This is a genomic window from Streptomyces sp. NPDC058157 (assembly GCF_042884105.1).
Taxonomy (GTDB): Bacteria; Actinomycetota; Actinomycetes; order Streptomycetales; family Streptomycetaceae; genus Streptomyces.
Window position 1 is genome coordinate 32,167 of the sequence record NZ_JBHVUQ010000055.1, and the last position, 11,321, is coordinate 43,487.

Sequence of the window (11,321 nt, forward strand, 5' to 3'; positions counted from 1 at the left end):
TTTTACACCCCCCCCCCCGGGGGGGGGGCCCTCGCGCGCCGCGGGGGGGGGGGGGGGGGGGGGGGCCCACCCCGGGGGGGGGGGGCCCCCCCCCCCCCCCCGCCCCTCTCCCCGTTCAGGTGTTACTTGGTTCAGGTGTTACTTGACGACCGTGATCCGGTTCGCCGCCGGCGGGGCGATCGGCGCCGCCGCCGTCGACTTCGCCAGGAGGACGTTGAACGCCTCCAGGTCCGGCACGCCGACCAGCTTGTTCTTGTGGTCCTTCAGGACGGTGAAGCCGTCACCGCCGCCCGCGAGGAACTCGTTCATCACGACCCGGTAGGTCTTCGCCGGGTCGATGGCCGCACCGTTCAGCTTCACCGAGTCCACGACGATCCGGTCCGCGCCCGACTTCGTCATGTCCAGGGTGTAGGTGAAGCCCTTGGAGACCTGGAGGATCTTCGGGTTCGGGCCGTTGACCGGACCGCTGACCTGCTGCTGCAGCGCCGTGATCAGCTGGGCGCCGGTCAGGTCCACCACGTTCAGCAGGTTGTTGAACGGCTGCACCGTGTACGACTCGCCGTACGTGACGACACCGTCGCCCTCGTCACCGGCCGCCTTGTACGCCAGGTCGGCACGGATGCCGCCCGGGTTCATGATCGCCAGCTGCGCCCCGCCCTTGTCGGCCGCGGAGGTCGCGTCCAGCTGCGCGTCGGCGATCAGGTCGCCGAGCGGCTTCTCCGGGGCCTCCGAACCGCGGCCCGCGATGTCGGCGGAGATGTAGCCCATCGGACGGTTGGCGACCGGGGCCGCCAGCTTCTTCCAGCGGTCGATCAGCTCGGTCATGTCCGGGGCCTTCGGCAGGTCCCGGCGGACGACCTTGTTCACCGGCTTCGGCGACTGCACCGGCGTACGGACGATGTCCTTGGTCGCCTTGTCGTACGTCAGCGTGGTGTCCGTGAACAGGCGGCCGTAGGAGGCGGCCGAGGTGACCGTGCGCGGGTTGCCCGCCGGGTCCGGGATGTTGCACGAGTACGCCTGGTGGGTGTGGCCCGTCACCAGCGCGTCGACCTTCGGGCTCACGTTCTTCGCGATGTCGACGATCGCACCCGAGATGCCCGCGCCGGCACCCGGCACGTTGCAGTCGTAGTTGTACGCGCCGCTCGCCGGCAGACCGCCCTCGTGGATCAGCGCCACGATCGACTTCACGCCCTGCTTGTCCAGCTCGGCCGCGTACTTGTTGATCGTCTCGACCTCGTCGCCGAACTTGAGGCCCTTCACGCCGTCGGCCGTGACGACGTCCGGGGTGCCCTCCAGGGTGACGCCGATGAAGCCGATCTTCACGTCCCCCTTCTTCCAGACGAAGGTGGGCGACATCAGCGGACGCTTGGTCTTCTCGTCCGTCACGTTCGCGGCGAGGTACTTGAAGTCCGCTCCGGCGTAGGTCTTGCCGTACTCGAAGCAGCCTTCAACCGGGTGGCAGCCGCCGTACTGCATCCGGCGGAGCTCGTTCTTGCCCTCGTCGAACTCGTGGTTGCCCACGCTCGTCACGTCGAGGTTCAGCTTGTTCAGCGCCTCGACGGTCGGCTCGTCGTGGAAGAGACCGGACAGCATCGGGCTGCCGCCGATCATGTCGCCGGCCGCGGCCGTGACGGAGTACTCGTGGCCCTTGCGGGCCTCGCGCAGACCCGACGCCAGGTACTCGACGCCGCCCGCGGGTATGGACTTGGTGGTGCCGTCAGCCTGCAGTTCGGCAACCGTGCCCGAGGAGCCCTGCGGGGGCTCCAGCGTGCCGTGGAAGTCGTTGAACGACAGCATCTGTACGTCGACGGTCCGGCCCTTGGCGACCGGAACGCCGCCACTCGCGGCACCGGCGGGCAGCGCGGCGGCGATCATCGCACCGGCGCCCGCGGTGAGGGCGAGGGCGCCGAAGGTCAACCGGCGCGCCGTGCGGTGCCGTTGTGGCTTCGCTGACATCTGTTCCCCTTTTTGGACAGCGAGACAACTGGGAGGTGACCCGCAGCCTATGGTCAACGCGCGTAGCACCAACAGGGGGGTACGGGTTGCGAGCTGGTTACGCGAAGCCGTCGGAGCCGGGTTGAGCGGGTCGGGCGGCGTCGGTCGTAGGCTCGGAACATGACTGACGCAGACGCAGCGACGGCCGTCGAGCCGGGACGGCACATCGAGATCCTCGACGAACTGACGGAGGAACAGGCCGGGGCGGTCCTCGACCTGATCCACGAGGCGGCCCGCACCGACGGCACCACCGCCGTCTCCGAGCAGGGCCGCCTCCAGCTGCGCGGCGGCCCCCGCGAGGGCATCCGCCACTTCCTGGCCACCGCCGAGGGCCGGCTCGTCGCGTACGGGCAACTGGAGGACACCGACCCGGTGGAGGCCCCCGCCGCCGAGCTCGTCGTCCACCCCGCCCTGCGCGGCCGCGGCCACGGGCGGGCCCTGGGCACCGCCCTGCTGAACGCCTCCGGCAAGCGGATCCGGGTGTGGGCCCACGGCGGCAAGTCCGCCGCCCGCCACCTCGCGCAGGTCCTCGGCCTGACCCTGTTCCGCGAACTCCGCCAGCTGCGCCGCCCCCTGGGCCCCGACTCGGCCCCGCTGCCGGACCCGGCGCTCCCGGCCGGGGTCACCGTCCGCACCTTCGTCCCCGGACAGGACGACGCCGCCTGGCTCGCCGCCAACGCCGCCGCCTTCGCCCACCACCCGGAGCAGGGCTCCCTGACGCAGCGCGACCTCGACGACCGCGTCGCGCAGCCGTGGTTCGACCCCAAGGGGTTCTTCCTGGCGGAGCGGGAGGGCGAACTGGTCGGCTTCCACTGGACGAAGGTCCACGCCGAGGAGCAGCTCGGCGAGGTCTACGTGGTCGGAGTCCGCCCGGGCAACCAGGGCGGCGGCCTCGGCAAGGCCCTCACGGCCATCGGCCTCCACCACCTGGCGGAGTCGGGCCTCCCGACGGCGATGCTGTACGTGGACGCCGACAACCCGGCGGCCCTGGCGGTGTACGAGGGCCTGGGCTTCACGACGCACGAGGTGGACCTGATGTACCGCACGGAGAGCTGAGGGGCTTTCTCGCGGCGCGGGCCCGCCATCTCCCCCTCGAGGCACCGGGCTCGACCGGTGTTCGCCCACCCGCCTCCCCGGGTGCGGGGCGGTGGGGTGGGGGCGGTCGCCCGCCGGGCGGTATTGATCAGCCGGGCGGGGCGTCGCGATGTCGGGGTCCCGGCGGGCCGGTCTCGGAGATGGCTTGGGGCTTTCCCGTCAGTCCCACTGTCCTTCCGGTTCGGGCCGGCCTGTCAAGGGCGCTCCCTTCGGTCGCGTCGCTTCGCGATCGCCTTCGGCGACCCTTGACAGACCGTCCCGCCCCGGAAAGACAAGGACTGCCGGGAAACCCCCAAAGAAACGGGACGGATGTTCCTTGGACATGCGACTCCCTCAGCGATGAGCCGGGCGGTCGGGGCACAGCAGACCGGGCATTCGGCCCCCATCCGGCGCAGCCGGGGCCGACGGACGCGTCAGATCGCTACGCGCTCCTCCCGTCTCGGCGTCCGGCGGCCGTCTGGGGCCGCTACCCGCAGGAAATGCCAATCAAGGAAGCATCGGGGCCGGTGTGGCGCCCCAGATCGCTACGCGCTCCCCATTTCTCGGCGTCCGGCCGCCCTCTTGGGCTGATACCTGTCGCAGGTGCCTTCGACCTCGTCCATAGGGGAATCGAAGGCCCAGAGCCAGAGCCAGGCGGCTCTCGCCCTGGGCACGGTTCAGTCCCGGCCGGAAGCCGACCGGGGCTGGGAGGGTAGGGCGCCTAGCTTGTGAAGACGAATCCGCGGGTCGATCGCCGCGCGCTTGCCGCGGCTGCTGCCGCACGCGTCTCGGTGGTGATGTCCCGCCTGCCGGACTCGGCGTCGGCCACCCACCAGGTACCAGCCGGGCTTCCCGGGTCCCGGGGTTTCAAGCTGCCGGGGATGCCGTACTGCCGCATCGCCATGTGGAGCTGCCTGGCCTCGTCAGCGTTCACGCCATCGCCCTTCCGTCGGTGTGCCGCAGAGCCTATTCCCCGTCGCCGCCCCCGCCGTGCGTTGCACAGTTGCCGGGGTTGATCGGCCCGCATCCGCCCGGCACAGGCGTGTGCGAGCAGGTGGCCGCGACGGTGGCGAGCGGTTTCCCCGGGCCCATCCACAGCTCGCGGTCCGGGGTGTAGCCGGCCTGCTCGATCAGGGCCACCGTGCGGGTGAGGACGTCGGGGTCGTGGCGGGACGGATCGGGGCGCTCGGGGAAGTGGTGGACCATCCGGCCCAGGCGGGTGGTCAGGGACGCGTACAGGTGGGTGTGGAGGATGAGGGCGTGCCAGCCCTCGTCGACCTCGCGTGTCGGAGCAATGCGCACCGACGGGAACTGGGCGGCGGCAGCGACGAACTTGAGGGCCTCGATGAGGATTCGGACACCCGTGTCGGGCTCCATGCCCGGGTTGTTGTCGAGGACGGTGAGCAGGACCTCGTTGAACTGGGCGTCGGAGAGGAGCTCGCGAGCCTCGTGACGGGCCGGAGTCGGAGGGGTGGCCGGCTTGGTGCTGCACGGAGGGGGCGGGGTCGGAGTGGACATGCTTCTCCCTAGGTCGTGTGCAGGGTTCAGTGGGACATCGGCTCGATCCCGTGGATCAGGCCGGCTCGACGTTGGCGACGGCGGTGGTGAACTCGCGACCGTTGCTGCCCCGGATGTACGCGAGCTCCGTCCAGTGCTCGATGCCGTTGTCCGAGACGTTCTCGTTGATCACCGCCATCAGTTCGCCCTCGGCGCCGGAAGGGATGTCACGCACGCGGCGGCGCAGGAGGCGATGGGGCACGTACTCGTACTGCTCACTCATCCGGCACCTCCGAGGAGCTGTCGAGGAAGCGCTCCCAACCGACGTGGGCCCGGTCGAGCAGGTCGGCGCTGGGCTCGACCAGGAAGGATTCCCTCACCGAGGGGTCGTCCGGTCTGTCGATACCGGGGACGTCGCGGGCGTAGCTGTGCATGTTGCGGCCGGTCACGGGGCGCTCCCTACCGTCGGCAGCGAATGGTGGGACCAGTCAACGTCTGACGGCCGCGACGAACCAGGAAACGTTGCCCGCCGGGGGAACACACGCAACCGGAGAACTTTGCGCGCGCTTTGCGACCCCTCTGGTGCGGAGAGTGATCACAGGACTACGTTCGGCGCTATGGCAGGCAACCTTGTGTTGAAACAGAAGATGGATGAAATCGGTTTCAAGCAAGATGAATTAGCAGCTCAGATGAATGATGCTCTGCTGAGGATCACTGGCCGGCCCGGCAACATCTCCGTGCGCACGGTGCGGAATTTGGTCAGCGGCTCCACTCGACGGCCGATCGGCAGGACCCGTAGGGCACTTGAAGAGGTGTTCGGCTGCTCACTGGGAGACCTAGGGTTCGAGACATCCCGCACCGCCGCCCCGTCGGAGGAGCCCATGGAGCGCCGCACATTCATGACCGCTGGGCCCGTCGCGGCCTTCTCTACGACCGCTTCTGCCCTTACCGCCCCGCACAGGATCGGCTCCAGCGACATCGAGCGTCTGCAACGCAGGTTCGCCCGCATCATCGCCAGCGACCACCGTCACGGGGGACAACTCGTCATCGAGCAGAAGGCCGCAGCTCTTTCAGAGGATGCTCTTGCCCTTCAGACCTCCGGCACCGCCAGCCAGCGCATCCGCAGCCAGGTCTACGCCTCGGCCGCCGCGTTCAGATCGTCCGCGATGTGGGCCGCGATCGACGGCCGCCGGTTCGAGGACGCCATCGGACACATGAGAATCGCCCAGCAGCTCGCCGAGATGGCATGCGACCCGTTCATCAAGTTCCGCATCTGGTCCCACGCCGGGACGATGTACCGGCACATGGGACGCCCGGCCGACGCGGCAGCCGCGAACGAGGTGGCCCGCGGGCTCTCCCTCACGCGCCGTGATCCGATGTTCTCCTCCCTCGGGCTTGCCCGGCACGCAGCGATCCACGGCACCGCCGGGGACCGTACCGCGACCCGCCGCTCCTTCGACCAGGCCCAGGACGCCATCCTTCGGGCTGACCCAGGAGCACAGCGGCCGGTGTGGATGATCGCCTTCTACGACCAAGCCGAGCTCGACAGCCTTGCCCTGTCCGCGTACCTCTCCCTCGGAGACTTCGCCCGCGCCGAGTTCCATGGCCACCGCTGCCTCTCCGCGCTGCGCCCGCACATGCACCGCTCGAAGGCCATTGCCACCGCCCGTGTCGCACGGGCCCAGCTCGAACAAGGCGACATCGAGCCGGCTGTGGCCAGCGCCATGTCCGTCCCGGTGGACCAAGCGGTGCGGCACCCCCGCGTGATCGGGATGCTCGGAGCCTTCGGGGCCCGGCTGGAGGCCATCGCGCCCGGCACAGCCCTCTCGCACACCTGGAACCAGTACGCCCGCGACACGTGGAGGACCACCGCATGAGTACTCAGATGCGCCGATTCACCGGCATAGCGCAGGCCAGTGCCCCGCTGATCGCGGTGTACGCGAAGGTCCGCGAGCCCCTGCTGCACCTGCCGAACTACGCGGTACCGGCCTTCGCCGAACGCCTGGAGCGGCACGGGCGCGAGCCGGGGTTCGAGGCGGTGCTCGCCTTCGACGGCGGCGGGCAGCCGGTCGGATACGCGTACGGCAACACGGTGGAAGCCGGAGACCGCTGGTGGAAGCGGATCGGCGAGGTGGACGAGGAGTACACCACCGCGCCGGCCCTCGCCCTCAAGGAGATCGGTGTGACGGTTCCCCATCGGGGGACGGGACTGGCGCGGCGGATTCATGACGAGCTGCTGGCCGGTCGCAACGAGCGGTATGTGTCGCTCATGGTCAACCCGGCGGCCGGAGAGGGGAAGGTCCAGCGGGTCTACGAGTCGTGGGGGTACTTGGCCATCGGGGCCGTCCAGCCGTCCCCGGACTCGCCCGTGCTCACCGCCATGGTTCGGTTGGTGAACTCCTGACGGCGCCTGCCCCTGCGCTGGAGCGCATGGGCGGCGGTCTGATCGACTCGTGGCATGAACCGCATCGTTCGAGCACTTGAACGGTTCCACGCCGATCGGCCCTGGGACCACAACGCCCACTACCACCCGTGGATCCTGCGCCGGCTGCCCCGGCGGTTCGGCGCCGCCCTGGACGTCGGGGCGGGGAGCGGGGACCTCGCGCGGCTGCTGGCCTCGCGGGCCCGGGCGGTGCAGGGGATCGACGTCGATGCCGGGATCGTCGGGCGGGCGCGGGGGCTCACCCCCGCCGCGGCGCCGGTGGACTTCGAGGTCGGGGACGTGCTGGAGGGCGTGCCGGGCGGGCCCTACGACGTCGTCACCTGTGTGGCCACCGTCCACCACATGCCGTTCGGGGACGCCCTCGCCCGGCTCCGGGAGTGCCTCGCGCCCGGCGGGACCCTGGTCGTCGTCGGGCTGTACCGGCCCCGGACCTGGGGTGATCATCTGATCGGCGCCGCCGCCATCCCGGCGAACGTCGCCATGGCCTGGATCAAGAACCGGGGGCGGAAGCGGCCGCGGCCCGTCTCCATGACCGCCCCGACCCGCCCGGCGGAGACGACCTTCGCCGAGATCGTCCGCGAGGCCCGCCGCACGCTGCCCGGCGCCCGGCTGCGCCGGCGGCTGTTCTGGCGGTACACGCTCACCTGGCGCCACCCGTAGCCGGCCGCCACCCACACGGCCGTACGGCGGCGGGGTGGGGGGGGAATCCTGCCCGCAGGCGGAGCCTGGAAGCCATACGCCATTAACCGGGCATTCAGACGCGCTTGCGAACCTCCCGGCATGCAGCCCCGACTCCGCCTGACCGCGGACACTTCCGACGCGCCTGTCCTCCCCCGTGCGCGGAAGAATGGAGTCATGAGCCACCAGCCCAGCGCAGGCCCCACCGAGGTCCCCGCCCAGCACCCGTCTCACACCTCCGCCGCGGTCTCCTCCGCCTCCACGACACGGACCACGGCGCAGGAAAAGGCGCCGGCGAAGTCGCGCCTCGGCTCCATAGCCGCCCACCGCCCCCTCGACCCCGATCTCGACGCCGACCTCGACGCGTACGAGGACAAGGACGACGACGGGCAGCTGCCCGCCAACCGGTTCCTCGACCGCGAACGCAGCTGGCTGGCCTTCAACGAACGCGTCCTCGAGCTGGCCGAGGACCCCACCACCCCGCTCCTGGAGCGCGCGAACTTCCTGGCGATCTTCGCCAGCAACCTCGACGAGTTCTTCATGGTCCGCGTCGCCGGCCTCAAGCGCCGCATCGCGACCGGCGTCGCCACCCGTTCCGCCTCCGGCCTCCAGCCCCGCGAGGTCCTCGACCTCATCTGGACCCGCTCCCGCGAGCTCATGGCCCGGCACGCCGCCTGCTACCAGCAGGACATCGCCCCGCAGCTCGCCGAGGAGGGCATCCACCTCATCCGGTGGCCCGACCTCACGGAGAAGGAGCAGGCGCGCCTCTTCACCCTGTTCCGCAACCAGATCTTCCCGGTGCTGACCCCGCTGGCCGTGGACCCCGCGCACCCCTTCCCGTACATCTCCGGGCTGTCGCTCAACCTGGCCGTCGTCGTGCGCAACCCCGTCAGCGGGCACCGCCACTTCGCCCGCGTCAAGGTGCCGCCGCTGCTCAGCCGCTTCCTGGAGGCCTCCCCGCAGCGCTACGTCCCGCTGGAGGACGTCATCGCCGCGCACCTGGAGGAGCTGTTCCCCGGCATGGAGGTGCTCGCGCACCACATGTTCCGCGTGACCCGCAACGAGGACCTGGAGGTCGAGGAGGACGACGCCGAGAACCTCCTCCAGGCCCTGGAGAAGGAGCTCATGCGGCGCCGCTTCGGCCCGCCCGTCCGCCTGGAGGTCGAGGAGTCCATCGACCCCGGCGTCCTGGACCTCCTCGTGCAGGAGCTGAAGGTCTCCGCCGCCGAGGTGTACCCGCTGCCCGGCCCCCTCGACCTGACGGCCCTCTTCGGGATCTCCTCCCTCGACCGGCCCGAGCTGAAGTACCCCAAGTTCGTCGCCGGCACCCACCGCGACCTCGCCGAGGTCGAGTCCGCCTCCGCGCCCGACATCTTCGCCGCGCTGCGCGAACGCGACGTCCTGCTCCACCACCCGTACGACAGCTTCTCCACCTCCGTGCAGGCCTTCCTGGAACAGGCCGCCGCCGACCCGGACGTCCTCGCGATCAAGCAGACGCTGTACCGCACCTCCGGCGACTCGCCGATCGTCGACGCCCTCATCGACGCCGCCGAATCCGGCAAGCAGGTCCTCGTCCTCGTCGAGATCAAGGCCCGGTTCGACGAGCAGGCCAACATCAAGTGGGCGCGCAAGCTGGAGGAGTCCGGCTGCCACGTGGTCTACGGCCTGGTCGGCCTCAAGACCCACTGCAAGCTGTCGCTCGTGGTCCGCCAGGAGGGCGAGACCCTGCGCCGCTACTCGCACGTCGGCACCGGCAACTACCACCCCAAGACCGCCCGCCTGTACGAGGACCTCGGCCTGCTCACCGCCGACCCGCAGGTCGGCGCGGACCTCTCCGACCTCTTCAACCGGCTCTCCGGCTACTCCCGCCGCGAGACCTACCGCCGGCTGCTGACCGCCCCCAAGTCCCTGCGCGACGGACTCATAGCGCGCATCGACAAGGAGGCCGACCACCACCGGTCCGGACGCCCGGCGTCCGTCCGGCTGAAGATGAACTCGATCGTCGACGAGGCCCTCATCGACGCCCTCTACCGGGCCTCCCAGGTGGGCGTCCCCATCGACATCTGGGTCCGCGGCATCTGCGCCGTACGCCCCGGGGTCCCGGGGCTGTCGGAGAACATCCGCGTCCGCTCGATCCTCGGCCGCTTCCTCGAGCACTCCCGGGTCTTCGCCTTCGGCAACGGCGGCGAACCCGAGGTGTGGATCGGCAGCGCCGACATGATGCACCGCAACCTCGACCGCCGCATCGAGGCACTGGTCAGGGTCACCGACCCCGCCCACCGCGCGGCACTGGACCGGATGCTGGAGACCGGCATGTCCGACGCCACCTCCTCCTGGCACCTGGGCCCGGACGGCGAATGGACCCGGCACAGCACCGACGCCGAGGGCCAGCCGCTGCGGCACGTACAGGAGATGCTCATAGACGCGCGGAGGCGCCGGCGTGGCTCAGCCAAACCATGACCCGACCGCAGGTGACGTGCTCGGCGTCTACCTGCGTTCCCAGGCCACCGCTTTCCTGCGCGCGCTGCGCCTGCACGACGCAGGCGCGGCGGGCGCGGGAGGCGGCCCCGACCCGGGGGACGAGACGGAGGCGGCGCACGGCCTGCGGGGGGCCGCGCGCCGCATCGCCTCGTCCCTGAGCACCTTCCGGGCCGTCACCCAGTCGAGCTGGGCGGATCCGCTGCGCACCGAGCTCGTCTGGCTGTCCTCCACCCTGGCCGACGAGCACGCGTACGCGGCCCGGCTGTCGCGCCTGATGGAGGCCCTGCAACGGCTCTCGGGCTCGCCGGAGGTCCCGGCCCCGCGCGGCAGCGCAGCGGGCGCGCTGACCGTCGGCTCGGCGCGCGCGGGCGCCCTGCTGGAACGCCAGCTCACCCTGGCCCGTACCCGGGCGCACTCGGCGACCCTGCAGGCGCTGGGCTCGGCCCGGTTCCACGCGGTGGCGGACGCGGTGGCGGTGCTGGCCTCGGAGGTCCCACTGGACCCGGTGGCGGCGAGCGGCCCGGTGGACGACGTCCTCACCCCGCTCGCGGAGGTGGCCCGCACCCGCCTGGAGACGGCGGTCACGGCCCTGCCCGCCGCGGACGCCTCCGCCCCGTACTCGGCGCACGCGGACGCCGCCTGGCACGAGGTGCGCCGCCTGCTGCGCGTGCACCGCTACGCCCGTGAGGCCCTGGGGGAACACGCCCCGCGCCTGGCGGCGGCGAGCGGGGCCCTGAACCAGCACCGCGACGCCGCGGACGCGGCCACCGCCTCGGCGACGGCGGCCCGCACCCCCCGCATCGCCCCGGCGACGGCATACGCCCTCGGCGTCCTCCACGCCGACCAACGCCACGCGGTGGAGGCGAGCCGGCTGACGTTCCACACCCTGTGGGAACCGGCGGCGGTGTCCTGAGGGGGCGCGCCATCTCCCCCTCGAGGGGTTTCCGCCGAGCGGTGTCTGTCCACCCGCCTCCCTGTCTGCGGGCGGGTGGGTGGGGGGGCGGTCTCCCGCCGGGCGGTGGTGAACGGCCGGGCGGGCCCGGCGGTTGTCGGGGTCCCGGCGGGCCGGTCTCGGAGACGGCTTGGGGCTTTCCCGCCAGTCCCACTGTCCTTCCGGTCCGGGCCGGTCTGTCAAGGGCGCTCCCTTCGGTCG

At 71.3% G+C, this 11,321-nt stretch carries 10 protein-coding genes; 6 read left to right on the forward strand and 4 right to left on the reverse strand.

Translation table 11 applies throughout. From position 1 onward, the window contains the following. Positions 1-138 precede the first annotated feature (138 nt). The gene (locus ACFVXK_RS16515) at positions 139-1,956 is read right to left on the reverse strand and encodes a bifunctional metallophosphatase/5'-nucleotidase (RefSeq protein WP_389612235.1); all 1,818 of its coding nucleotides are present in this window, start codon (positions 1,954-1,956) and stop codon (positions 139-141) included. Between the two features lie 159 nt (positions 1,957-2,115). Here ACFVXK_RS16515 and mshD point away from each other — a divergent pair, with 159 nt between their 5' ends. After that, positions 2,116-3,051, forward strand: a complete 936-nt coding sequence (mshD, locus tag ACFVXK_RS16520; protein WP_389612237.1) for a mycothiol synthase — start codon at positions 2,116-2,118, stop codon at positions 3,049-3,051. A 984-nt stretch (positions 3,052-4,035) separates the two neighbouring features. Here mshD and ACFVXK_RS16525 read toward each other — a convergent pair. The 3 genes from ACFVXK_RS16525 to ACFVXK_RS16535 are packed head-to-tail and all read right to left on the reverse strand — an operon-like array spanning position 4,036 to position 5,015. Next, positions 4,036-4,587: a hypothetical protein gene (locus ACFVXK_RS16525; RefSeq protein WP_389612239.1), complete on the reverse strand. Its 552-nt coding sequence runs from the start codon at positions 4,585-4,587 to the stop codon at positions 4,036-4,038. Positions 4,588-4,642: 55 nt separating this feature from the next. After that, on the reverse strand, positions 4,643-4,849 hold the full coding sequence (locus tag ACFVXK_RS16530) for a hypothetical protein (protein ID WP_389612241.1): 207 nt from the start codon (positions 4,847-4,849) through the stop codon (positions 4,643-4,645). Beyond that, the gene (locus tag ACFVXK_RS16535) at positions 4,842-5,015 is read right to left on the reverse strand and encodes a hypothetical protein (RefSeq protein WP_389612243.1); all 174 of its coding nucleotides are present in this window, start codon (positions 5,013-5,015) and stop codon (positions 4,842-4,844) included. Before ACFVXK_RS16535 ends, ACFVXK_RS16530 begins: the two co-directional genes overlap by 8 nt. Positions 5,016-5,183: 168 nt before the next feature. On the opposite strand from ACFVXK_RS16535, the gene ACFVXK_RS16540 reads away from it, so the two are divergent. The 5 genes from ACFVXK_RS16540 to ACFVXK_RS16560 all read left to right on the forward strand — a co-directional run bounded on the left by ACFVXK_RS16540 (position 5,184) and on the right by ACFVXK_RS16560 (position 11,081). Beyond that, positions 5,184-6,443 (forward strand): XRE family transcriptional regulator, encoded by a 1,260-nt coding sequence (locus tag ACFVXK_RS16540; protein WP_389612244.1) that lies wholly within the window; start codon positions 5,184-5,186, stop codon positions 6,441-6,443. Further along, positions 6,440-6,970 carry a GNAT family N-acetyltransferase gene (locus ACFVXK_RS16545; protein WP_389612246.1) on the forward strand — a complete coding sequence of 177 codons (531 nt, stop codon included), beginning with the start codon at positions 6,440-6,442 and terminating at the stop codon, positions 6,968-6,970. Before ACFVXK_RS16540 ends, ACFVXK_RS16545 begins: the two co-directional genes overlap by 4 nt. Before the next feature lie 54 nt (positions 6,971-7,024). Then, positions 7,025-7,669, forward strand: a complete 645-nt coding sequence (locus tag ACFVXK_RS16550) for a class I SAM-dependent methyltransferase (RefSeq protein WP_389612249.1) — start codon at positions 7,025-7,027, stop codon at positions 7,667-7,669. Between the two features lie 195 nt (positions 7,670-7,864). Then, the gene (locus ACFVXK_RS16555) at positions 7,865-10,147 is read left to right on the forward strand and encodes an RNA degradosome polyphosphate kinase (protein ID WP_389612250.1); all 2,283 of its coding nucleotides are present in this window, start codon (positions 7,865-7,867) and stop codon (positions 10,145-10,147) included. Continuing rightward, positions 10,128-11,081: a CHAD domain-containing protein gene (locus tag ACFVXK_RS16560; protein ID WP_389612252.1), complete on the forward strand. Its 954-nt coding sequence runs from the start codon at positions 10,128-10,130 to the stop codon at positions 11,079-11,081. Before ACFVXK_RS16555 ends, ACFVXK_RS16560 begins: the two co-directional genes overlap by 20 nt. Positions 11,082-11,321 lie beyond the last annotated feature (240 nt).